Annotated in this window: 18 protein-coding genes; 12 read left to right on the forward strand and 6 right to left on the reverse strand. The window is 42.3% G+C overall.

All coding sequences use genetic code 11. The features are described from left to right. Positions 1-51 precede the first annotated feature (51 nt). Complete coding sequence (gene nagZ / locus C3F22_RS12170; protein WP_005232199.1) at positions 52-1,074, forward strand: beta-N-acetylhexosaminidase; 1,023 nt, start codon at positions 52-54, stop codon at positions 1,072-1,074. A 123-nt stretch (positions 1,075-1,197) separates the two neighbouring features. After that, complete coding sequence (locus tag C3F22_RS12175) at positions 1,198-2,061, forward strand: class I SAM-dependent methyltransferase (protein WP_005232201.1); 864 nt, start codon at positions 1,198-1,200, stop codon at positions 2,059-2,061. 29 nt (positions 2,062-2,090) lie between these two features. Here C3F22_RS12175 and C3F22_RS12180 read toward each other — a convergent pair whose 3' ends face one another. Then, a complete protein-coding gene (locus tag C3F22_RS12180) occupies positions 2,091-3,428 on the reverse strand; it encodes an alpha/beta fold hydrolase (protein ID WP_034169889.1) in 1,338 nt (445 codons plus the stop codon). Between the two features lie 324 nt (positions 3,429-3,752). Between C3F22_RS12180 and C3F22_RS12185 the strand changes: the two genes are divergently transcribed. From C3F22_RS12185 to pta, 3 genes are all read left to right on the forward strand, one after another. After that, a complete protein-coding gene (locus tag C3F22_RS12185) occupies positions 3,753-5,018 on the forward strand; it encodes a glutamate-5-semialdehyde dehydrogenase (RefSeq protein ID WP_005232205.1) in 1,266 nt (421 codons plus the stop codon). Between the two features lie 405 nt (positions 5,019-5,423). Beyond that, the gene (locus C3F22_RS12190) at positions 5,424-6,647 is read left to right on the forward strand and encodes an acetate/propionate family kinase (protein ID WP_104426627.1); all 1,224 of its coding nucleotides are present in this window, start codon (positions 5,424-5,426) and stop codon (positions 6,645-6,647) included. A 54-nt stretch (positions 6,648-6,701) separates the two neighbouring features. Continuing rightward, positions 6,702-8,840 carry a phosphate acetyltransferase gene (gene pta, locus C3F22_RS12195; RefSeq protein ID WP_104426628.1) on the forward strand — a complete coding sequence of 713 codons (2,139 nt, stop codon included), beginning with the start codon at positions 6,702-6,704 and terminating at the stop codon, positions 8,838-8,840. A gap of 307 nt (positions 8,841-9,147) precedes the next feature. On the opposite strand, the gene C3F22_RS12200 is transcribed toward pta, so the two are convergent. Continuing rightward, a complete protein-coding gene (locus tag C3F22_RS12200; protein WP_004781996.1) occupies positions 9,148-9,387 on the reverse strand; it encodes a DUF2171 domain-containing protein in 240 nt (79 codons plus the stop codon). Positions 9,388-10,149: 762 nt separating this feature from the next. Between C3F22_RS12200 and C3F22_RS12205 the strand changes: the two genes are divergently transcribed. Further along, the gene (locus C3F22_RS12205) at positions 10,150-11,676 is read left to right on the forward strand and encodes a fumarate hydratase (protein ID WP_005232211.1); all 1,527 of its coding nucleotides are present in this window, start codon (positions 10,150-10,152) and stop codon (positions 11,674-11,676) included. Between the two features lie 61 nt (positions 11,677-11,737). On the opposite strand, the gene C3F22_RS12210 is transcribed toward C3F22_RS12205, so the two are convergent. The 4 genes from C3F22_RS12210 to tig form a co-directional block, all read right to left on the reverse strand. Next, a complete protein-coding gene (locus C3F22_RS12210; RefSeq protein WP_005232213.1) occupies positions 11,738-12,454 on the reverse strand; it encodes a DUF2846 domain-containing protein in 717 nt (238 codons plus the stop codon). A gap of 167 nt (positions 12,455-12,621) precedes the next feature. Further along, positions 12,622-13,932: an ATP-dependent protease ATP-binding subunit ClpX gene (gene clpX, locus C3F22_RS12215; protein WP_005232215.1), complete on the reverse strand. Its 1,311-nt coding sequence runs from the start codon at positions 13,930-13,932 to the stop codon at positions 12,622-12,624. 29 nt (positions 13,933-13,961) lie between these two features. Next, entirely contained in the window at positions 13,962-14,567 is a 606-nt protein-coding gene (clpP, locus tag C3F22_RS12220; RefSeq protein ID WP_004781985.1) for an ATP-dependent Clp endopeptidase proteolytic subunit ClpP, read from the reverse strand. 190 nt (positions 14,568-14,757) lie between these two features. Then, positions 14,758-16,089, reverse strand: a complete 1,332-nt coding sequence (gene tig / locus C3F22_RS12225; protein ID WP_005232218.1) for a trigger factor — start codon at positions 16,087-16,089, stop codon at positions 14,758-14,760. Between the two features lie 502 nt (positions 16,090-16,591). Between tig and C3F22_RS12230 the strand changes: the two genes are divergently transcribed. The 6 genes from C3F22_RS12230 (at position 16,592) to C3F22_RS12255 (ending at position 24,178) form a co-directional block, all read left to right on the forward strand. Next, positions 16,592-18,844: a TonB-dependent receptor gene (locus tag C3F22_RS12230; RefSeq protein ID WP_104426629.1), complete on the forward strand. Its 2,253-nt coding sequence runs from the start codon at positions 16,592-16,594 to the stop codon at positions 18,842-18,844. Between the two features lie 71 nt (positions 18,845-18,915). Further along, complete coding sequence (locus tag C3F22_RS12235) at positions 18,916-19,599, forward strand: Fe2+-dependent dioxygenase (protein WP_004781981.1); 684 nt, start codon at positions 18,916-18,918, stop codon at positions 19,597-19,599. A 428-nt stretch (positions 19,600-20,027) separates the two neighbouring features. Continuing rightward, a complete protein-coding gene (gene leuA / locus C3F22_RS12240; RefSeq protein WP_034169885.1) occupies positions 20,028-21,725 on the forward strand; it encodes a 2-isopropylmalate synthase in 1,698 nt (565 codons plus the stop codon). A gap of 112 nt (positions 21,726-21,837) precedes the next feature. Then, complete coding sequence (gene metX, locus C3F22_RS12245; RefSeq protein ID WP_004781977.1) at positions 21,838-22,998, forward strand: homoserine O-succinyltransferase MetX; 1,161 nt, start codon at positions 21,838-21,840, stop codon at positions 22,996-22,998. Beyond that, positions 22,998-23,591, forward strand: a complete 594-nt coding sequence (gene metW, locus C3F22_RS12250; RefSeq protein WP_004781976.1) for a methionine biosynthesis protein MetW — start codon at positions 22,998-23,000, stop codon at positions 23,589-23,591. The genes metX and metW overlap by 1 nt, the downstream gene beginning before the upstream one ends. Then, the gene (locus C3F22_RS12255; protein WP_004781974.1) at positions 23,588-24,178 is read left to right on the forward strand and encodes a tetratricopeptide repeat protein; all 591 of its coding nucleotides are present in this window, start codon (positions 23,588-23,590) and stop codon (positions 24,176-24,178) included. The genes metW and C3F22_RS12255 overlap by 4 nt, the downstream gene beginning before the upstream one ends. Positions 24,179-24,239: the final 61 nt, after the last annotated feature.

Raw genomic sequence — 24,239 nt, forward strand, 5'->3', positions numbered from 1 at the left:
TGCAGAATTCAGGTATTGTTTTCCCCGAAAATTCTAAAATGGATTCCGCATATGATTGGCGCATTGATGCTCGACATCGCAGGCACTACCCTTACTCAAGAAGATATTGAACTCTTGGGTGCACCACAAGTCGGTGGTGTGATTTTATTCGGTCGCAATATTGAATCTCCTGCCCAAGTCCGTGCCTTGACTGATCATATGCGCCAGGTTCGTCCAGATATTCTGATTGCAGTGGATCAGGAAGGTGGCCGTGTACAGCGCCTGAAACAGGGCTTTACCCTGCTGCCTGCTACGGGTAAATTTGGTGAGCTTTACCAGACTGATCGTGAAAAAGCACTGGAACTGGCCGAGAAATGTGGCTGGTTAATGGCCACCGAAGTACTGGCTGTCGGAATTGACTTTAGTTTTGCGCCTGTGCTGGATCTGAATTATATTAGTGATGTGATTGGCGACCGTAGCTTTGCTAAAAATATTCAGGATATTATTCCACTGGCTGGTGCTTTCCTGAAAGGTATGAAACGTGCTGGTATGGCTTCGACTGGCAAACATTTCCCGGGACATGGTTCGGTTAAGGCCGATTCGCATGTGGCCGCTGCCATTGATATGCGCAGCTATGAAGAAATCCAGCAAAAGGATATGCAGACTTTTATCCAGTTACAATCACAACTCGATGCGCTTATGCCTGCCCATGTTATCTATAGTCAGGTTGATCCAAATCCAGCCGGTTTCTCAGAATTCTGGATTCAGAAAGTGTTACGTCAAGAACTTGGCTTCGACGGCGTACTGTTCTCGGATGATTTAAGCATGCAGGCTGCCTGTGTGGCTGGCGGTGCTGATGCCCGGATTCAGGCGGCATTAAAAGCAGGTTGTGATATGGGATTGGTCTGTAATGATCGCGCAGCACAGTGTATTGCACTTGAGGGCATTCAGGATCTGCTATTGCCCAATCAGCACCGCCTGGAACGCATGCGCGGAAAAATTCCAGAGATTCGGATCGGCACTGAACTGGATCTTGGAGATGAATGGCGCCAGATCCGTGATGAAATCAGCCAGTTTAAAGATCAGGTTCTGTAATTTTTTAATGATCTGAATACGACAAAGGAACACGACAAGGTGTTCCTTTTTTATTATCATGTTGAAAAGACTGCTATATTAATGAGCAGCATTGAATTAAAACAACAATAAGGTCAGGACGACATGACAGAATCTCTTTCACAACATCGCCATATTTCTTTTACTGCACACTATACTGGCTATATCTGGTACAAAATGGGGATTTCACATCCGGTATTTGCTACCTCTAAAGGTAAATTCCTTGCCAAACTGGTTCATCCACTGGAGTCATGGGCTGAACGTCATGTAGGCGGCAGTATGCGCACCACCCTGAAACAGCGTCATCAAATGATTGACGAACACCTAGGTCAGTTAATTAGTGAATATCCTCAATTACAGGTACTGGAAATTGCCAGTGGCTTATCCCCACGCAGCTGGAATTTTAGACAGAAATTTCCCGGGATTAATTATCGGGAGCTGGATCTGCCCGATATGGCTAGGATCAAAACCAATGCTTTGCAGCAGATTGATCAGGATGCCCCGGAAGTATTGAGTGCCGATATTTTTAGTGCAGAACTGGCGAATATTTTTAAAGTCTTTGACCCGCAGCAACCTCTCGTTATTATTAGTGAAGGCCTGATCAATTACTTTGATCAAAAAATGCTGTTTACTTTACTCAAAGGCATTACCGAATATGGTCAAGACTTTAGTGAAGTGCATTATCTCAGTGATATTTATCCTGAACCGGTCAAAAATAAACTGGCGAGCTTTATCTGGGCCTGCAGCCGTCTGCTGAAATTCATGTCACGCAGTGCGTTTACCTTTCATTTTAAATCACCTCAAGAACTACAGCAGTTTTTTCAGCAAGCTGGGTTTATGCAGGTGGAGGTCGAACAACCAAAACGTTATTTTGCAGAGCCTCGACAGCAGAATCCTCATTATGAACAGGATGAACATCTAGGCGATTTGGTCTGGATGATTCATGCAGTGAAAAAAAACAGCGTTTAATTACGCTGTTTTTTTATGAATTCTATTGTTTAGATGACTGCATCGAATACTTCAGCCTGTTGAAGGGCTTTCTCTTTCTGGACAAAGCGTAGTAAACGCTCTGCCACATCAAAACTGCCATGCTTGAACAAAGCACGTAACTGAGTATCATCATGTTCGAAGATCAAACATTCGATCTTGAATTCGCCTTCTTCATCTTCCAGATACAAAGCCAGATCACGTGGATATGCGGCTGCCAGATCGGTTAATCCAGGTTCCAATTCCAGCAATACCCCAAAGAAATTCATATCAATAATTTCTGCCTTGAGTACCAGATCAGAATGACGATGACTTAAATAACGCTGTGGATCCTGAACCGTAATCCGCTCTTCACCGCGCCGTTCGATCTGCTGCATCTGTTCACGGGTGAACGGGATAATACCTTCGAGCTGATCAACCGGTTCATCACGCAAGAAAGTTGCAAACAAATGCATGGTTTCTTTACGGCGCTGTAACTGAGGCACATGATCTGCAGAAGCAATCTGCACATACTGCATGTTTGGACATTGCAGGGCAAAATTGGCATTCTCATGTGGCAAGGTAAAGCTGTCATATTGCCCACAAGCCACCAAAACTTTGCATTGAGGAATCGGTACATTGGTCAGTCTTAAAAGACGGTTACAGTTGATATCATAGCGGTCCTGCTCAGTGGCAGTAAACTCGGACATCTGCTTAAAGAACAACCGTTTTGCTGTTGGCGACATACGGGTTTCTTTTAAACGTGCATGATTGACCAGATACAGAATCACCGCTTGGCCGAATTCATCCATGCGCTGTTCTTTCATTAAATGCAGAGATTCTTCCAGCAGCATGCGCCAGCTTTTACGGGTCTTTTGCATCACACCCATTAAAATCATACGGTCTACCAGTTCAGGGCGCTGATCCGCCAGACAGGAAGCCACCACTGAACCCAGAGACATTCCCAGAATAGCCACCTTAGGCAATTGCATCTGATCCAGCCATTGGCCTAGCATCGCGGCCAGATCTTCGAGTTCAAGTGTTCCTGCAGATAAGCCGGTATCAACGTTAGTAATTTGCTGGTTGGCCCCCATGGAAGGTAAATCAATTAAAATAATAGGTCCCGCATCAAATAACTGTTCTACACAATATTTGTAAGAATTAAAGTTCTGAAAAGCTCCCCCAATAATCACCATTGGGCGCATATGCAAAGTATCAGGACGCGCAATGGCCATATACTCGATTTTCCAGCCATCGATCCATGTCGTACGTGCTGGTTGCTTGAAACTGTGCTTATCATAAAGATCAAAAAAACCATAATGGCTATGTTGGTCCAATGCCTGGGCATCCATCTGGATAATGGAATTCATATTCCTTTCCTCCGTCCTTGCCTTATTTTTATTGTGCAAGTCATTATTTACAGATCTTATGCTTCAGGATTATTCCGATTATCCTGAACACGCATCCTGCGCTGTAGTAATTATATCAATGACATCTATGTCGCTACATTTCATTCTATACAGAGCGGCTTTTCACAAGCAACTGATTCGACAACCACTTATCTGCTTTTAAAGATAAAACAATTTCAAAATGTTTAGAAACAGTGAAAAGCTTATGATTTTTAAGTGATGGGCTTCATTGTCCGGCATCAGACTGTTAATATCAAAGTGAAATTTCTAAGTGATTGAACCGCTATGCAAGAGTCTATTGAACAATACATGCAAACGGTAGGACAGCAGGCACGCCAGGCTTCTCGCATTTTGGCTCGTGCGTCTACCCAAACTAAAAACAGCGCATTGTCAGCAATTTATACCGCTTTAGAAAACAGTCAGGCCGCTATTCTGGCTGCCAACCAGATTGATATGAATAAAGCTCACCAGAACAATCTGGACAGTGCCCTGCTTGATCGCTTAGAACTCAACCCCGCACGCTTTAAAGGTATGTTACAGGGCCTGAAAGATGTGATCAGCCTGAAAGATCCAATTGGTGAAATTACCGATATGGCTTACCGTCCTACAGGCATTCAGCTTGGCAAGATGCGTGTGCCTTTAGGCGTAGTGGGCATGATTTATGAATCACGTCCCAATGTAACTCTGGAAGCTGCTTCACTGGCATTGAAATCCGGAAATGCGATTATTCTGCGTGGCGGTTCAGAAGCTTTGGAATCTAACCAGGCCATTGCAACTGCCATCCAGCATGGCTTGAAAGTAGCAGGTTTGCCTGAAGCGTCAGTTCAGGTGATTAACACAACTGACCGTGCTGCGGTTGGCCAGCTGATTACCCTGACTGAATTTGTCGATGTGATTGTACCGCGTGGTGGCAAAGGCTTAATTGAGCGCATTACTGAAGAGGCACGTGTGCCTGTGATTAAACATCTGGACGGGAATTGTCATGTTTATGTTGAAGCACAGGCTGATCTGCTCAAAGCACTGCCCATTGCTTTAAATGCCAAAACCCATCGTTATGGCGTATGTAATGCCATGGAAACTTTGCTGGTTGATGAGAAAGTTGCAGAAGACTTCTTGCCTCGAATTGCTGAGCTGTATCAGGAAAAACAGGTAGAGCTTCGTGGTTGTCGTGAAACCCAGCGTATCTTGGGCAATCAGGTAGTCGCAGCAACAGAGGAAGACTGGTACACCGAATATCTAGGTCCGATTCTGGCAGTTAAAATCGTATCAGGTGTTGAGGAAGCTATTGAACATATCAATAAATATGGCTCGCATCATACCGATTCAATTATTACGGAAAATTACAGCATCGCTCGCGAATTTTTAGCTGGTGTAGATTCGAGTTCAGTCATGATCAATGCTTCTACCCGTTTTGCTGATGGTTTTGAATATGGTTTGGGTGCGGAAATCGGCATTTCGACAGATAAAATTCATGCCCGTGGCCCGGTTGGCTTAGAAGGCCTGACTTCCCAGAAATGGGTAGTCTTCGGTGATGGTCAGATTCGTCAGTAAATAGATAATAAAATCGGCCTTGTTCGCAAGGCTGATTTTTATGCATTGAGTTGATAAAAGACATGTTCAAGTAAATATGCAACCTTTATAAAATTGCATATAATTTCTTCATATCCATACCTAAAAGATAGAATAAATAAACATTATTTTTAAGAAATATAAGCTACAGTTTGATAGATCATTTTTTAACAGTATTTTATTTATAAATGAAAACTATGAACTGATAAATTTTAATTATTATTGTCGCTATGGTCGATAATGCTTAAGTCTAATCGGCTAAAGTCTATCTAGGACAGTAAAAAAACCCATGTTAAAACATGATCACAGACCTATCTTGTGTCGCTTTTGCCAGCAGACAGGTCAACGAAATGGATGAGAATTTTAATTAGAATCGGGTAAACAATCGTGTCTAAATCAGTATTAGTTATTAATTGTGGCTCTTCTTCAATCAAGTTTGCCCTATTGCTTGAAGAACAGAATTTCCGTATTCACGGCTTAGCTGAGAACTTAGGCACAGAAAATGCCCGTATTAAAGGTGTGACTGTCGGTAATGAACCCGTCGATATTCATATTCCTTTTGCAGATCATAAGAAAGCGCTAGAAGTAGGTTTAGAGCGTCTGGCGAATTACAAGCCGGATGCCATTGGTCACCGTGTGGTACATGGCGGCAGCCTGATCAAGGCAGAACTGATTACTGACGAAATTATTGAAAAAATTCGCGAAGCAACTCCACTTGCGCCTTTACACAATCCGGCTCACCTGATCGGAATCGAAGCGACTAAACGTTTATTCCCAGATTTGCCACAAGTCGCAGTATTCGACACAGCTTTCCATCAAACCATGCCGGCACATGCTTACCGTTATGCCCTGCCTAAATTCCTTTATACCGAATATGGCGTACGTCGTTATGGTTTCCATGGTACCAGCCATGCTTATGTATCAGATCGCGGTTCTGAACTTGCGGGCAGCTTCAAACAAGGTGGCTGGTTAACAGCGCATCTCGGTAATGGTAGTTCGACCTGTGCCGTATGGAATGGCCAAAGTGTAGATACCTCAATGGGTCTGACGCCACTTGAAGGTGTGGTGATGGGGACCCGTAGTGGTGATGTCGATCCAAGTTTGCATAGCTTCCTGGCTGCAAACTTAGGCTGGGATGTATATAAAATTGACAAGATGCTCAATAAAGAAAGTGGCTTGCTTGGTTTATCTGACAATCTGTCTAATGACATGCGTACTCTGATTGAAGCCTCAGAACAAGGCAATGAAGATGCGACTCTTGCGATTGAAGTATTCTGCTACCGTCTGGCGAAATCTTTAGCTGCTTTAAGCTGTGGTCTGCCACGTATTGATGGTCTGTTCTTTACCGGTGGTATTGGTGAAAACTCGGCGTATATTCGTGAAAAAACCATGGCTTATTTACCACATTTCGGTTTCAACCTGGATAAAGACGCTAATAGCAGTTTGAAGCGCGGCACTGAAGGCCGGATCGATAACGGTACAGGCCCACAAATCTGGGTAGTTCCGACTGATGAAGAAGGCCGAATCGCGAAAGAAACTCATTATGTGGTAGAGCATGAAGTGGAGCAAGCTACTGCAAAAAAGTCTGAACCTGAAGCTGCGCTTGCATAAGCAAGCCCGGTTCCCTTTTACCTAATTTCTATTATTGCGCGACTGATATTACTTATGAAAACGATTTTATTGGTGCCGACCGGAGAAGGCGTCGGCTTAACTTCAGCCTGTTTAGGTTTGGTATATGCTTTAGAATGCCAAGGGGTAAAAGCAGGTTTTGTGAAACCTTTTTCACAGGAAAAAAGTCAGGAAACAGATCGCACTACAGCACTCTATCGTCATTTATCCCAAAGTGAAACCGTTGAACCGATTACTTATGAAAGTCTGATTCAGCGCTTTAATCTGGGTGAAACAGATGAATTGCTTGAAGATGCAGTACGCCTGCATCGTGAGATTGCCAAAAATCACGACCTGATTATTGTTGAAGGTTTGGTACCAAATAGCCGCGATACCTTTGCGCCAAGCTTTAATGCAGCCTTGGCGCAGGCACTAGATGCCAAAGTCATCATTGTCAGCAATGCTGATATCAACCAGCCTGAAGTGGCAGCTGAAAAAGTTGAAAGCCAATTACGTTATTTAGGTGGGTCCTCTTCTACCCGTATGGCTGGCGTATTATTTATGCGCACCAAAGGCTTACCAGAAGATTCTGCACAGATCCCGGTGACTATTGATCCCGGTTTACGCCTGATCAGTGATACCAACAAATTTATAGCAGCTATTCAGAAAACCCATGCCCATATTGGTTCTGAAAAGCTTCCAGTCATTGGTCTGGTTCCATTCAGCAATACTTTAAGTGTGCCACGTATTTCTGACCTAGCAGCACATATTTCAGCAGACTGGGTCAATCTGGGTGAAGCAAAGCAGCGCCGTGTTTTACACAGCAGTTTAATTGCGTCCAATATTGAACATGAATTACATAAATTCGTGGCTGGCGAACTGATTATCAGTGCATCAGACCGGATTGATGTCTTGCTGGCAAGTAGCCTGGCGAGCAGCAATGGCATTCCATTGGCAGGTTTGGTGCTGACTGAACATTATGAGCCAAATTCGACTGTATTGGAGTTCTGCCAGACAGGGATTAAACATGGTCTGCCTATTCTGCATACGCCACTCAGCACTTTTGAAACTGCCCAAAGTCTAGCCAATTTAAGCAATGAAATTCCATGTGATGATACTGAACGTGCTGAACAGGTCACTCGTTTTGTGTCCAGTCATTTAAATGAAGAATGGATTGCACAGCTAATTAATGGTTCTTACAAGCCACGTCTGTCTCCTTCTGCATTCCGTCATGAGCTAGTACAAAAGTCGATTACTGCGAAAAAACGTATTGTGCTTCCGGAAGGTGATGAGCCACGTACTATTCAGGCGGCTGCGATCTGTCAATCTCGCGGGATTGCGCACTGTATCTTGCTGGCAAAACCGGAAGAAGTGGTTGAAGTTGCCAAAGCACGTAATATTGACTTACCGCACGATCTTGAAATTATTGATCCCGACCTGATTCGCGAGAATTATGTCGAAAAAATGGTTGAACTGCGTAAAGGCAAAATCAACGAATTGCAGGCACGTGAACAGCTACAGGATACTGTCGTACTCGGTACTATGATGCTGGCACTTGATCAGGTGGATGGTCTGGTTTCTGGTGCAGTACATACCACAGCAAATACCGTTCGTCCTGCTTTCCAGTTGATCAAGACAGCACCTGAATATTCATTAGTCTCTTCTGTATTCTTTATGCTGCTGCCAGATGAAGTCTATGTCTATGGTGACTGTGCGATTAATCCAGATCCGGATGCCGAACAACTGGCTGAAATTGCAATTCAGTCTGCTGACTCTGCAAAAGCCTTTGGCATTGATCCACGTATTGCTATGATTTCTTACTCTACCGGGACTTCAGGCACAGGTGCAGACGTAGAAAAAGTCGCGAAAGCGACTGAGATTGCTAAACAGCGTCGTCCTGATCTGTTGATTGATGGTCCACTGCAATACGATGCCGCTTCAGTTGAAAGTGTGGGCCGTCAGAAAGCACCTGACTCACAAGTGGCTGGTCGTGCCAATGTGTTTATCTTCCCTGACCTAAATACCGGTAACACCACTTATAAAGCAGTACAACGTGCGGCAAATGTCGTAAGTGTCGGTCCGATGCTACAGGGTTTGAACAAGCCGGTGAATGACCTGTCACGTGGTGCGCTGGTCGATGACATTGTGTTTACCATTGCTTTAACTGCGATTCAGGCAGATCAGCAAGCTAATTAATTTTCTTTAACACTCACAACCATCCGGTCAAAAGATCGGGTGGTTTTTTAGTGATCTATTTAACAAACTTTCTCAATAATCATTGAAGGAGCTATAATCTACAGATTGTCTAGCTCAAAAAATTATGCAAGTTCGTAATCTGCTCTATGAGTAAATAAAATTAAAATAAAAATATTGATGACACAAAAGAAATGCCAGCCGATCGGGCTGGCATTTACCACTTTAACAGATCAGATTTGCCTATTTTAAACTTACATCCAGTTTGAGTATTTAAGCCAAACCAGAATAAGTCAGGCAACGATCATACTTATACCGTGGTCCATTCTTTGTGCACATCTTCTGCTGTTTTATTCAAGATCACGCTGTCATCTTTCACTTCGCTTACCCAGCTAATCGGAATCAAATGATGCTCATTATTCTCGTCATCACTTCTTGTCAATTTAATCTTGTCCTGACCTTCTAAATGATCCACTTTACCAACTTGAGTACCATCTGAAGCAATTACTGAAGCATGTTCTTTGATGTCATTTGTATTAAAGTTACTCATTCCAATTGCCCTATTTATAGAAGTTGAGAGACCTCAGTTTAAGCCCTAAAAAATTGGCTGTGTGTAAGGGTTTTCAGGCTTTGGGTTTTTCTAGGTTAATAATGTAATGAAGAAAAATAACTGTGTCACAGGCATGTTGTGGCAAGACCAAGATGATTGAAATATTGTTTTTTTTATTAAGGTAATTTGAAGATTTGAAGATTTGAAGATTTGAAGATTTGAAGATTTGAAGATTTGAAGATTTGAAGATTTGAAGATTTGAAGATTTGAAGATTTGAAGATTTGAAGATTTGAAGATAGGCTAATTTTTTAGCTCTTAAAATGTAAAAAAGAAGATAAAGCTTAAGCTTGATCTTCTTTCTGGCCGTAGAACCAAGTAGCAGCGATATAAAGACTAAAAGCAATTACCATCAATACACTAGTCAGGGTCATAAAGAAAACTCATCATTCATTTGATAAGCGCATTATGTAAAAGTTTTATGACAGTTATATGACAATGATGAAATTTCCATAATTTTAATTAATTAATAAAAATCATATATTTATAATAAATTTAATTATATTCAAATAAACTTTAAGCTGAAATATGACAGTAAATATGACAAAAACCGGTCATTTTTAACCAATCTTTCAGCCAAAGTAATATGCCTTATTGCTTAAACTATAAACTTTTGGCCAATGTCCCTGCAAAACGCCCACAACCAGATTCATTTGTCTTATAATTTAGCCCGCTAGCTAACAGCCCGCTCAAGAGATATTTGTATGACAACTATTATCAAGCAAGATGACTTGATCACATCGGTTAAAGATGCGCTTCAGTTCATTTCTTACTATCATCCACAAGACTTCATCCAAGCGATGAGCCGTGCGTACGACCGTGAAGAGAACAAAGCTGCGAAAGATGCGATCGCGCAAATCTTAATTAACTCACGCATGTGTGCAGAAGGCCACCGCCCTATCTGCCAGGATACTGGTATCGTCAACGTATTTGTTGAAGTGGGCATGGATGTTAAATTTGATTTAACCATGAGCCTGGACGATGCGATCAACGAAGGTGTACGTCAAGGTTATCTTGAAAACTCTAACGTGCTTCGTGCATCTGTACTGGCTGACCCTGCTTTTGGCCGTAAGAACACCAAAGACAACACGCCTGCTGTGATCTATCACAAACTTGTTCCAGGTAACAAAGTAGACATCACTGTTGCTGCTAAGGGTGGCGGTTCAGAAAATAAATCTAAACTGGCAATGTTGAACCCGTCTGACTCAATCGTAGATTGGGTACTGAAAACTGTTCCAACTATGGGTGCAGGCTGGTGTCCTCCTGGTATGCTGGGTATCGGTATTGGTGGTACTGCTGAAAAAGCCATGATGCTTGCAAAAGAAGCATTGATGGAAGAGATCAACATGGACGAATTGCTGCGTCGTGGTCCACAAAACAAACTTGAAGAACTTCGTATCGAAATCTTCGAGAAAGTAAACGCATTGGGCATTGGTGCTCAAGGTCTTGGCGGTTTAACCACTGTTCTAGACATCAAGATCAAAGATTATCCTTGTCACGCTGCGGGCAAACCAGTCGGCATGATCCCGAACTGTGCTGCAACCCGTCACGCACATTTCACGCTTGATGGTTCAGGTGTTGCGCATATTCAAGCACCAAGCCTTGAAGACTACCCATCAGTCACTTGGGATTCCTCATCTTCTAAACGTGTTGACCTAGACAACATTACCCAAGAAGAAATGAACTCTTGGAAACCAGGTGATACATTACTTCTTAACGGTACGATCTATACTGGCCGTGATGCTGCACACAAACGTATGGTAGACATGCTGAACAACGGTGAAGAACTTCCTGTTGATCTGAAAGGCAAATTTATCTACTACGTAGGCCCTGTTGATCCAGTAGGTGACGAAGTTGTAGGCCCTGCAGGTCCAACAACTGCGACTCGTATGGATAAATTCACTCGTCAGGTATTAGAAGCAACTGGTCTTTACGGCATGATCGGTAAAGCGGACCGTGGTCCTGCTGCTGTTGAAGCAATTAAAGACAACAAAGCAACTTACCTCATGGCGGTTGGTGGTGCTGCATACCTCGTATCTAAAGCAATCCGTGAAGCTGAAGTGGTTGCATTTGCTGATCTGGGTATGGAAGCGATCTACAAGTTCGTAGTGAAAGATATGCCTGTTTCTGTTGCAGTTGACGTAAATGGTACATCTGTACACGCGACTGCTCCAAAAATCTGGCAAGCGAAAATTGGCAAGATTCCAGTAGTTGACGCTGCTGCAGGCTAATTTAAGCTGCATGAAAAAAGCACCCTTAATGGGTGCTTTTTTATTGGAATTTTAAAATTAATTACCAGGTTCTTGGATCCCAGAGTTTAAACGGTGTGGTTAACTGTACATCTGTAGATGGATCATATTCAGTCGCCTTAATTTTCTGGGCTTTCTTGCGGATTTTCCCAGTTTCCTGATCCTGTGCAAAAAAGTTAAAACTGTCCGATTTTAACTGGGTAAAAGCAATTTCATTGAGTCCCATACTGCTTGGCATTAGCATCAGAGGTCCCGGAACACTACGACGGGTGCTTAAATTTTCTTCATCATACTTAATAAAATAGGATTGACCCGCTTCTACTGTAAAGTCCAAATACTTAGGTTTTTGGAAGTGCAACGCACCTAAAGGGCGACTGGTACTCAAGCGATAAGTACCTGCAGGCAACTCAATCCAGTAATGATGATTATGCAATAAACTCGGAATACGATGCTGATTGATAAATAGGCTGGCAGCGACAATTTCCTGACGGTTCCATTTGGAATCCGGGCGGTATAAATAAACGATTGCAGCATCCTCATGCTGAGGTTTAACTGCCTGAAAATGATTACCCTGTTTCTGGTTGACCCAGCCACCAATCGTAAACATCCCCACCCGATGCTGTTCGACGAAGCCCGGTTTTTTTTCAAGATCAATATTTTTTAAAGTGCTGAGTGGCTGTGTAGGCTCAACTACGGCTTTTTTACCGTGACAACCCATCAGCGCCAAACTGCCGATGAGCACCATTGCGACTCCACGCATGCTTATCCCTCACTGCGTCTTTATTCTTGTATGTAAGTACTTTGCGATATATTTTTATAGCTTTCGGCGTCCACGCCTAGATGTTGAGATTAGCATCTGCTTTTATCTTTTGGAAATAAAAAACGTGCGAAAACACGGGGTTTTCACACGTTTCTGACGAATAGCAATCAAGCAGATTTGCTATTCACCACCTTTAAATCAACTTTTACCGCTGTTTCTGGTTCATCATGTGGTTGACGTTCAGCAAGAAATTCTGGTGCAGCTTCACCATTAATGACTGCTTCATTGACTACCACAGTGCCTACATCGCTACGACTCGGCAAGTCATACATGGTTTCTAACAATGAATTTTCCAGAATCGAGCGCAGGCCACGCGCACCTGTATTATGTTCCAATGCTTTTTTCGCAACCGCACGTAGTGCTGAATCTTCAAAGATTAAGTCCACATTTTCCATCTCAAACAGATGTTTATATTGACGGGTTAATGCATTCTTCGGCTCAGTCAGAATCTGCATTAAAGCTTCTTCATCCAGCTCATCTAAAGTCGCAATCACTGGTAAACGACCAATGAATTCTGGAATCAGACCAAATTTCACTAAGTCAGTCGCTTCGACCTGACGGAACAATTCAGACAGCTTTTTGCTTTCGTCTTTATTACGGACTTCTGCAGTAAAGCCAATACCACCTTTCTCCTGACGCTGCTGTACGATTTTCTCAAGACCTGAGAATGCACCGCCACAGATGAACAGGATATTCGAGGTATCAATCTGAATGAATTCCTGCTGCGGATGCTTACGACCACCTTGTGGTGGAATTGAAGCAACCGTACCTTCGATCATTTTCAGCAAGGCTTGCTGTACGCCTTCACCTGATACATCACGTGTGATGGATGGGTTTTCAGATTTACGGGTAATCTTATCGATTTCATCGATATAGATAATGCCCTTTTGCGCTTTTTCGACATCGTAATCAGCTTTTTGCAAAAGCTTTTGTACAATGTTTTCAACATCTTCACCCACATAACCCGCTTCAGTTAGGGTTGTTGCATCTGCCATGGCAAATGGAACGTCCAGAAGACGGGCAAGGGTTTGTGCCAGCAAGGTTTTACCTGAACCGGTCGGACCCACCAGCAGGATATTACTTTTGGCAATTTCAACGGAATCATCTGCTTTCTTACCATTGGTCTGTACTTTCAGACGTTTGTAATGGTTGTATACGGCCACAGATAATGTCTTTTTCGCTACGTCCTGACCAATCACATATTGATCGAGCGCCGCACGGATTTCATGCGGTTTCGGCAAAGGACGGTTCGCCCAGTCATTGGTTTCGACCTGTTGACTGGTTTGAACCAAATCTAAGCATACGTCCACACATTCATTACAAATGTATGCGTCCTCGCCTGCAATCAGCTTTCCGACTTCAGACTGCGTTTTACCGCAAAATGAACAATGCTTTTGTCCTTGAGGATGTTCGGACATATTTACTCCAATATCTCAATCTCTAAAACTTATGGACGTTTCGTTAGAACTTCATCCACAAGACCGTATTCTTTCGCTTGCTGAGCAGTCATGAAGTTGTCACGGTCTGTATCGCGTGCCACTTTTTCATAGTCCTGACCGCTATGTTCAGCCATTAAACGGTTTAAACGTTCTTTAATGAACAGAATTTCACGTGCGTGAATTTCAATATCTGATGCCTGACCTTTGAAACCACCCAAAGGCTGGTGAATCATGACACGTGCATTTTCAAGGCAATAACGTTTGCCTTTAGTTCCTGCATTAAGCAGGAATGCGCCCATTGATGCTGCCTGACCCATACAGTAAGTCACAACATCCGGTTTAATAAACTGCATGGTATCGTAGATCGCCATGCCAGCAGTCACCGAACCACCCGGTGAGTTGATATATAAATGAATATCTTTATCTGGGTTCTCAGCTTCTAAAAACAACATTTGCGCAACGATCAGGTTGGCCATATTGTCTTCAACTTCACCTGTCAGAAAAATTACCCGCTCACGTAAAAGGCGTGAATAAATATCAAAAGAACGCTCACCACGAGAGGATTGTTCTACCACCATTGGCACTAAAGCGTTTTCAATCGTTGGAACATACATAGGTTTATTTATTCCTAAATTTTTGTGACTTAATCCATAATCACAATATGAGGGATAATCAATGAAATTGCAAAATAATCGCGAATAATTCCATCATATTTTTTGCATTAGTTTTGTGAAAATCAGATATGTCAAGAAATTACTAATATGAAAAAAGGCGCACGAAGCGCCTTTTTAGGGAAAGCTTGAATTAGCCTTGTTGACGAGCTTGTTGCTCTTTCAATAAGTCTTCATAGCTTACAGTCGCATCAGTCACTTTAGCAGATGCTAGGATGTGATCAACAACTTGGTCTTCAAGTACAACTGCTTCGATTTGAGCACGTTGTTGCTTGTCATTTTTGAAGTATTCGATCACTTCATTTGGATCTTCGTAAGAAGAAGCCATATCTTCGATATAAGCTTCAACGCGCGCTTGATCTACTTCGATTTTCGCATCAGCAAGAATGCGGCTTACCAATACGCCAAGTTTAACTGATTTCTCAGCTTGTTCTTTGAACAGGTCATCTGGAAGCATGCTTGAATCAAATGCTTTCGCGCCTTGAGCACCGAACTGTTGAGTGAACTGCTGGATCATTTGTTGACGTTGACGGTCAATTTCTTGAGCAACCATTGCAGATGGAAGTTCAACTTCGTTTGCAGCTACAAGTGCATCGAAAGTTGCGCCTTTAACCTGGTTACGCAGGCCGTTTTTCACTTCACGTTCCATGTTTTTACGAACGTCAGCTTTCAGTTTTTCAACGCCATCTTCTTCAGAAATACCGAAGATTTTCAGGAATTCAGCATCAATTTCTGGAAGTTTTTGTTTTTCAACAAGTTTTACATTGATTTTGAATTGAGCTTGTTTACCAGCAAGGTTTTCAGCTTGGTAATCTTCAGGGAAAGTAACATCGATCACTTTCTCTTCGCCTTTCTTCATACCGATGATACCATCTTCGAAGCCAGGGATCATACGGCCAGAACCTAAAACAAGTTTAAAGTCTTGCGCAGCGCCGCCTTCAAATTTTTCGCCATCAACAGTACCTTCGAAGTCGAAAGTCACTTGCATGTCTTTTTTCGCCATGCCTTTAGTTTCAGCCCAAGACGCGCGTTGTTTTTGAAGATTTTCAATCATCTTCTCAACGTCTTTGTCATTTACTTCAGACGCTTTACGTTCAACTTCCAGACCTTCGAATTTCACTTCAACTTCTGGATAAACTTCAACAGTCGCTTCATAAACTAAAGCGTCGTCTTTCATTTCAGTTTTTTCGATATTTGGCATACCAACAGCGTTAATTTTTTCTTGTTGGATTGCTTCGAAAACAGTATCACGAATGATGTCGTTGACAACTTCTTGGTAGATACCAGCGCCGTATTCACGACGAACTACGTTTACAGGTACTTTACCTGGACGGAAGCCGTTGATCTTCGCAGTTTTAGCAGTGCGTTTTAAACGAGCTTCAAATTGCTCATTAATACGGCTCGTCGGTACAGAAACATTTAAACGACGGGCAACGCCCGAAACCGCTTCAGAAGTTACTTGCATGGCTTCCTCTATATATTTGGTAATAACAGGTTTATAAAAATGTGCCACATTATATGACAACATTTGCAGATATACAAAACACAATACTTGAATCGTCTTTATTAATGCTGTAATAATCAAATTTATTCAGTCAAATTCATTTTTCTTTGATTAAATATCCCTTTCCTCAAATAAGAATAGATATATTGATTACTGAAACTGGACAGATCATCTCTTTAATCTGCATTTATGGATTTTTATAGTGCTTTTAGTAAACTTTTCTTTATCTTTTCTTCAATTTTTTTAAACTCTAATAATCTCAATAAAAGTAAAGATAATAATCTATTAATCAGATTTAGTTTAAATACATTAACTTAGAAACATTTTGATACACTATAACATCGCTAAAGGCAATTAATATAATTTTTAAAATCGTCATTTCCTATCTAAAAGTAATTCTTAATTTAAATAAGAATTATTATTATTCGCATACATAAATTTTATGCTTTTTTCGGGTTCCCACATGTCGTTTATCAAATCACGTAAAAAACTCGTTTCATCGGCGATTGCCTCTTCCCTCTCGATCGTAACTGTAAATGCTGTGGCTGATGAAAATGTGGTCAAGCTCGAAACTATTCATCAAGAAGTTAAAGCTGAACAGACACCAAGTTTAAAAGTAGATAATTCCGCAAATAAGAAATTTGTTGCACCCTTACTGAATACACCTAAATCTGTATCAGTCATTTCTAAACAACTGATTGAAGACACTCAAGTCACTACACTTTCTGATGCTTTACGTACTGTACCGGGTATTACCTTGGGTGCGGGTGAAGGCGGCAACCCGAATGGCGACCGTCCATTTATCCGTGGCTATAGCTCTGAAAGCTCAATGTATTTAGATGGTATTCGTAATTCAACCTCACAAAACCGTGAAATGTTTGCCATAGAACAAGTTGAAGTCACCAAAGGTTCTGCTTCTGCTATGGGTGGTGCAGGTACTGTTGGCGGTAGCATCAACATGATTTCTAAAGTGGCCAAAAAAGGTGACTTTTTAGAAGGTACTATTGCTGGCGGTACAGATGCTTACGCACGTGTGACGCTTGATGGCAACAAAGATTTTGGCAATGGGATTGCTACACGTGTTGCCGTTATGGGCCACATGAATGAGAAAGCAGGTCAATCTGATGGTGCTGAATATAAACGTGCTGGTATTGCCCCTAGTATTACTTTCGGCTTAGACACCCCTACTCGTGCAACTTTAAGTTATTACTATTTAAAATCGGATGATACTCCCGATTCAGGTATACCATATTGGGATGCTGGTTTAGGTAAACCACAAGGTAAACCTGCGGAAGTAAAACAAGGCGTTTATTATGGTTGGAAAGATCGTGACTTCCAAAAACAAGAGAACCAAGCAGGGACAATCAAGTTAGAACATGATTTAACTGACAATCTAACCGTTACAAACACTGCAATGTACAGCAAATCTAAAAATGATTATGTCTGGACAAACCCTGATGATTCTAAAGGCAATGTAGCTAATGGCCAAGTATGGCATCGTCAAAACTCTGCCATCACAGATAGCGATACCTTTACAAATCAATTAGCATTGATAGGTAAATTTGCTACAGGTGCCATTAATCATAGCTTTAATGTTGGTGCTGAATACAGCAAGCAAGAAACTGACAAAGGTGGTTATAACATCATTAACAGTAAAGATGGCAAAGTTTCCTCAACTGGGTTTTACAGCGACTGTAAAGACCTTTCAAGCAATTGGTGTACTTCTCTAAACAATCCAACTCAAAAACCATTTTTAGATCGTCTAGAAGCCCGCCAAGACTTTGATGCCACGGTTGAAAGCACTTCTGTATATTTATTAGATAGTATTGAAATCACACCACAATGGTTACTTGATCTTGGTGTGCGCTGGGACAAGTTTGAAGCTGCACAAAACTTTCGTGCTACATCTTCAGCTGCTGCATATACAGCTAACAATGATTCAGACTTTTTTACATATCAATCAGGTATAACCTTTAAACCTGTTGAAAATGGTTCAATTTATGCAAGTTATGCTACCTCTGCCAGTCCTGTTGGCTTAAATGCTGGTTGGGGAGATAACAGCGAAACCATAAATGCTAATAACCAAATGATCGATCCAGAAGAAGCACAAACTTACGAGTTAGGTACTAAGTGGGACTTGTTAAATGATCGTTTGAATTTAACAGCAGCGATCTTCCGTACTGAAAAACAAAATACTCGTGTACAACTTGACCCAACAACTTATGCGAATGTAGGTGAAAGTAAAGTTGATGGTGTTGAATTAGGATTAAATGGTCAAATTACCGATAAATGGGATATTTCGGCAGGTTATACTTATCTTAATAGTGAATTAACAAAAAATGGTAAATCATGCCGTGGTTCAGGTTCAACAGCAACTTGTACAGATAATGCCATTTATAATGGCAACCAAATGCCTAATGTACCTAAACAAGCAGCAACATTATGGACTACCTATAAGATATTGCCGCAATTAACTTTGGGTGGTGGTGCAGTATATTCAGACAAAGTTTATGGTGATGTTGCAAACATCAAATGGGCTCCATCTTATGTACGCTACGATGCTATGGCGCGTTATAACGTTAACAAAAATGTGGATTTACAGTTGAATGTAAATAACCTTTCTGACAAACGTTACTTCACTAAAGCCTATGCTTCTCACTATGCTACTGAAGCAGAAGGACGTAGTGCAGTGTTAGCAGTCAACTTTAAATATTAATTCAATGCAACCGCATAGCCTCCTGATGGGGGCTATGTTATTTTTAAAAGACGATTATTCAGGGGTTTCTCGTGCTGCATCATATTCCAAATGTACTGAGCAAAGAACAGGTGCAATATTTCCGTGAGGAGATGAATAAGATTGAGTGGGTCAATGGCAAGGTTACCGCGGGTACGCTCTCTGCCACCGTGAAACAGAATCAGCAATTACCTGAAGATCATTCACTCACTCATCATCTCAGCAATATTATTCTGGAATCGCTGGGACAGCATGCTCTGTTTTTATCGGCGGCGATTCCACTGGATATTATTCCCCCGCTTTTTAACCGCTATGAAAATAATGAATCTTTCGGCTTTCATGTCGACAATTCAATTCGTCGTATTCGCGGCAGCAGTGAACGCCTCAGAACGGATTTATCCTGTACGGTTTTTTTAAGCGAGCCGGACGAATATGTCGGTGGTGAACTGGTAGTCGAAGACACTTACGGTTATCACGAAGTAAAATTGCCTGCCGGCGATATGATTCTTTATCCATCCACCAGCCTGCATGAAGTTACGCCAATCAGTTCCGGTTGTCGAATTGCTTCATTTTTTTGGGTACAAAGCATGATCAGGGATGATGCAGAGCGGCATATGTTGTTTAATCTGGATCAGAGTATTCAAAACTTGAGAATGCAGCTGGGTGATCAGCATGCAGAAGTTATGAAACTGACCAACCTGTATCATAATTTAATGCGTAAATGGGCTGAACTTTAAAAGAGGCTCTGTCTTCAATGATCTTTAAAAACAACTGGATCTATTGTTTATTAAAATATACTGAGTTGTGGCACAATTGAACGTAATAAATAACGCTTTATGTCCAAATTAAGAAAATATAAAATACAATATTTAGAATAAGTGAAAATATTTTTCAATTCTTAAAGTTTATAAGAAAATCTTTATTAACATACGACTAAAATCCATAGAAAAAGCAAAAACTTTTCACGTTTTCTGGACTAAAATTAATCTTATAGGTTCACCATGCAGGTGTCTGGTCGATCCTGATGATCAAGACTTTAAAAAATACAGGATTGATCTTATTTACCCACACCTGCCTGTAAACGAATATATAGACAAAATCTATACTGTAGACCGAGCAACTGCTGCACCAAGCGAATTTGCCAGGCTACCTAAGGAGCTCTCTCATGATGTTGGCTGATCCAAGTAAAAAATACCGTCGCATGTATCAACGTGTGGACTTACCAGACCGTCAATGGCCGAACAATGAAATCACTAAAGCGCCAATCTGGATGAGTACTGACCTGCGTGATGGTAACCAGGCGATCTTCGAGCCAATGAACATCGAGCAGAAGTTCAAAATGTTCCAGATGTTGGTAAAAATCGGTTTCAAACATATTGAAATCGGCTTCCCTTCTGCATCTCAAATTGATTTCGACTTCACCCGTAAATTGATTGAAGAAGGTCATATTCCGGCTGATGTTTACATTGAAGTACTGGTTCAGGCACGTGACCATTTGATCGCACGTACTTTTGAATCTTTACAAGGTGCGAAACGCGCAATCGTGCATATCTACAACTCTAACTCTCCAACCTTCCGTCAAAAAGTGTTGAACGTAGATGTTGAAGGTGCAAAACAGTTAGCGATTAATGCAGCGCAAAAAGTGAAAGAATACGCAGCAAAACAGCCTGAAACTGAATTTGTTTTCCAGTACAGCCCTGAATGTTTCTCTGCAACTGAATTGGAAGTGGCGAAAGACGTTTGCGACGCTGTGACTGAAATCTGGGAAGCATCTCCAGAAAACAAAGTGATCTTGAACTTGCCAGCCACTGTCGAAGTCTCTACACCAAACGTGTATGCCGACCAAGTGGAATGGATGCACCGTAACATCGAGCGTCGTGACGGCGTGATCATTTCAGTTCACTGTCACAATGACCGTGGCTGTGGGATCGCAGCGTCTGAATTGGCGATCATGGCCGGTGCTGACCGTGTCGAAGGTTGTGTATTCGGTAATGGTGAGCGTACCGGTAACGTGGACGTGGCAGCAATTGCCTTAAACATGTACACCCAGGGTGTTGCACCAAACTTGGATTTCTCAAACATCAACGAAATCATTGCGACTGTTGAAGAATGTACTGGCTTGCCAGTCCACCCACGTCATCCATATGCGGGTGACTTGGTCTTCACTGCATTCTCTGGTTCACACCAGGATGCAATCAAAAAAGGTTTTGAATTCCAGAAAAACGAAGAAATCTGGGATATGCCGTACTTGCCAATCGATCCGAAAGACCTGGGCCGTGACTATGACGCCGTGATTCGCGTGAACTCACAGTCAGGTAAAGGTGGTATCGCTTACTTGTTAGAATCGAACTATAACGTGACTTTACCACGTCGTTTACAGATCGAATTCTCGCAAATCGTACAGCAAAAAACCGATGAAGATGGTACTGAGATTTCAGCACAAGCGATCTGGACATTGTTTAAAGACACGTATGTTGATGCTAAAGATGCACATTACGCTGCCAAGAACTATAAATTGTCAGATGAAAATGGCAACCAGGTGATTGAGCTAGATGTTGAAGTCAATGGTGAAACTCAGCGCTTACGTGGTGAAGGTAACGGTCCAATCTCTGCGATTTTGGATGCATTACAATTGCCAATTGACGTCTTGAACTATGAAGAACGTAGCATCAGCTCAGGTGCACATGCCAAAGCATTGGCATTGGTTGAACTTCAAGTGAAAGGTACCGGTAAATCCGCCTTTGGTGCTGGTGTCCACGATAACATTGTGACCTCTTCAATTGAAGCGATTATTGCATGTACCAACCGCCTGATCGACCAGGATGTGTTAAGCACTGAACAGGTGATTGCTGCTGCCGTCTAAACCCGGTATTTGAATTAGCGATAATTCATAGCAGTAAAAAGACTTTAGAAGGATACCTGCAAATGGTATCCTTTTATTTATTCATACTAAAGATTTAAGGCGAATCATTCCCGTGTCTTTTCCAGCTGACTCAGTGGGCCTTGTTGTCCCACAAAAGTTCCAATTCGAACAGCCGTTAGAGCTTGAATGCGGTCGCATCCTCCCACGTTTTGAACTGATGGTAGAAACTTATGGCGAACTGAATGCCGATAAGTCCAATGCCATTTTGATCTGCCATGCCCTGTCTGGCCATCATCATGCTGCAGGTTATCATCATGAAGATGATAAAAAACCAGGCTGGTGGGATGCCTGTATTGGCCCGGGTAAGGCAATCGATACCAATAAATTCTTTGTGGTGGCGCTAAATAATATCGGCGGTTGTAATGGTTCTACTGGTCCTACCTCTCCTAATCCCGAAAATGATAACCGCCCATATGGTCCAGACTTTCCGCTAGTCACTGTGCGTGACTGGGTGAAAACTCAGGCGATGCTGTCTGACCGTCTGGGGATTGATGTGTGGTATTCCATCATTGGCGGCTCACTCGGGGGCATGCAGGCCTTGCAATGGTCGGTAGATTATCCGGACCGTCTGCAAAAATGCGTGATTATTGCCAGTGCACCGAAACTGTCTGCACAAAATATTGCCTTTAACGAAGTCGCGCGTCAGTCGATTCTGTCTGATCCGGACTTCCATCATGGCCGTTATCTAGAAAATGACAGCTATCCAAAACGAGGCCTGATTCTGGCACGGATGGTCGGTCATATTACCTATCTGTCTGAGGAAGCCATGAAGCAGAAATTTGGCCGTGATTTAAAATCTGGCAAATTCATGTATGGCTTCGATGTGGAATTCCAGGTCGAAAGCTACCTGCGTTATCAGGGTGAACAGTTTAGCCGTAACTTTGATGCCAATACTTATCTGATCATGACCAAAGCACTAGACTACTTTGATCCTTCACGTGAATATCAGCAGTCACTGGTCAAAGCGATGGCGCAAACCAAATGTAAGTTCCTGGTGGTTTCATTTACCACAGACTGGCGGTTCTCACCTTCACGTTCTGTTGAAATCGTAGACGCCTTAATTACCAATAATAAGCCTGTCAGCTATCTGGATATTGATGCTGAGCAAGGCCATGACTCCTTCCTGTTCCCGATTCCTCTGTATGTAAAATCCTTGCGCGCCTTCCTGGGCGGTGAAGAACATCTGCGATCAACACCGAAGGAGGCTGTGTAATGCGTATTGACCAACAACTTGCTGAAAAATGGATCAAGCCCGGTTCACGTATCCTCGACCTCGGTTGTGGTGATGGCGAACTGCTGGCCCATATGAGCAAAAAGCACAATATTCGTGCATATGGATTAGAAATTGATCAAGAAAAGATTGCAATTGCGATCAGTCGCGGGTTAAATATCATCCAGCAGGACTTAAACCTCGGTTTAAGCCGTTTTGCTGACCAGTCTTTTGACTATGTGGTGATGGCACAGGCTTTGCAAGCTGTAGATGCACCAGACGTATTATTGCGTGACATGGTGCGTGTAGGGAAACAGGCCATTATTACCTTTCCAAACTTTGCGCACTGGAAGACTCGTTCTTTCTTGGCATTAAAAGGGAAAATGCCGGTTTCGGAAGCCTTACCCTATATGTGGTATAACACCCCGAACATTCACCTATGTACTTTCCGTGACTTTGAAGCATTATGCGCGGAAAACAACATAAAAATTATTAATCGACTCGCTGTGAATGGGAATCAAGAAGATAGTTTGCTTAGCAAACATCTCCCAAATCTGTTTGGTGAAGTCGCAATTTATCGAGTGAGCGCTCTATGAAAAAATTATTATTAAGTACGACGCTACTGGCTGGACTTTTTGGCATGCAGGCCCATGCCGATTACGTTGCACCAACGCCTTCTGTGGCCAGCCAAGCAGCGCAATATTCAGTAATGGACATTCATAGTCTGACTAAAGCAGCTAAAGCGGGTCAGCCTGGTGCACAATTTTATTTAGCAACCAAATATCAATATGGCAAAGACGTCCAGAAAGATGAACGTCAGGCCTTTGCATGGTACAAAGCTGCTGCCGACCAAGGTCTGGCAGTGGCTCAACTGAATGTTGGCCGTATGCTGGCAGATGGTATTGGTACCAAAAAAGATGAAACACTGGCTCGCCAGTACTTCGAAAAAGCAGCTAGCCGTGGTGATAACCGTGCCAGCTTCAATCTGGCCATGATGGAAGAAAAGAAGAAAAACTACATGGGTGCTTACCAGTGGTATGAACTCTCTACCCGCGATGGCATGCTGGACAATAAAGTGATTACTTTATCTGAAGGTAAGAAAACTGCATTGGCAGCTAACTTAACCCAAGAACAGATCCGTCAGGCACGTGACCGTGCAGACAAATGGATTCAGGCACAATAAGCTAAAATTTTTAAAGAGCACCTTCGGGTGCTTTTTTTATACTTTAAAAAAACTGTAACAT

The organism is Acinetobacter sp. ACNIH1, assembly GCF_002934695.1.
GTDB lineage: Bacteria > Pseudomonadota > Gammaproteobacteria > Pseudomonadales > Moraxellaceae > Acinetobacter > Acinetobacter variabilis.

Excerpts from the sequence above, each read along its gene's own strand:
- clpX (WP_005232215.1), bottom strand. The coding sequence starts at position 13,932 with ATGTCCGAACATCCTCAAGGACAAAAGCATTGTTCATTTTGCGGTAAA.
- C3F22_RS12230 (WP_104426629.1), top strand. The coding sequence starts at position 16,592 with ATGTCGTTTATCAAATCACGTAAAAAACTCGTTTCATCGGCGATTGCC.
- pta (WP_104426628.1), top strand. The coding sequence starts at position 6,702 with ATGAAAACGATTTTATTGGTGCCGACCGGAGAAGGCGTCGGCTTAACT.
- C3F22_RS12255 (WP_004781974.1), top strand. The coding sequence starts at position 23,588 with ATGAAAAAATTATTATTAAGTACGACGCTACTGGCTGGACTTTTTGGC.
- tig (WP_005232218.1), bottom strand. The coding sequence starts at position 16,089 with ATGCAAGTAACTTCTGAAGCGGTTTCGGGCGTTGCCCGTCGTTTAAAT.
- nagZ (WP_005232199.1), top strand. The coding sequence starts at position 52 with ATGATTGGCGCATTGATGCTCGACATCGCAGGCACTACCCTTACTCAA.
- C3F22_RS12200 (WP_004781996.1), bottom strand. The coding sequence starts at position 9,387 with ATGAGTAACTTTAATACAAATGACATCAAAGAACATGCTTCAGTAATT.
- C3F22_RS12180 (WP_034169889.1), bottom strand. The coding sequence starts at position 3,428 with ATGAATTCCATTATCCAGATGGATGCCCAGGCATTGGACCAACATAGC.
- C3F22_RS12175 (WP_005232201.1), top strand. The coding sequence starts at position 1,198 with ATGACAGAATCTCTTTCACAACATCGCCATATTTCTTTTACTGCACAC.
- C3F22_RS12185 (WP_005232205.1), top strand. The coding sequence starts at position 3,753 with ATGCAAGAGTCTATTGAACAATACATGCAAACGGTAGGACAGCAGGCA.
- leuA (WP_034169885.1), top strand. The coding sequence starts at position 20,028 with ATGATGTTGGCTGATCCAAGTAAAAAATACCGTCGCATGTATCAACGT.
- C3F22_RS12210 (WP_005232213.1), bottom strand. The coding sequence starts at position 12,454 with ATGCGTGGAGTCGCAATGGTGCTCATCGGCAGTTTGGCGCTGATGGGT.
- clpP (WP_004781985.1), bottom strand. The coding sequence starts at position 14,567 with ATGTATGTTCCAACGATTGAAAACGCTTTAGTGCCAATGGTGGTAGAA.
- metW (WP_004781976.1), top strand. The coding sequence starts at position 22,998 with ATGCGTATTGACCAACAACTTGCTGAAAAATGGATCAAGCCCGGTTCA.
- C3F22_RS12205 (WP_005232211.1), top strand. The coding sequence starts at position 10,150 with ATGACAACTATTATCAAGCAAGATGACTTGATCACATCGGTTAAAGAT.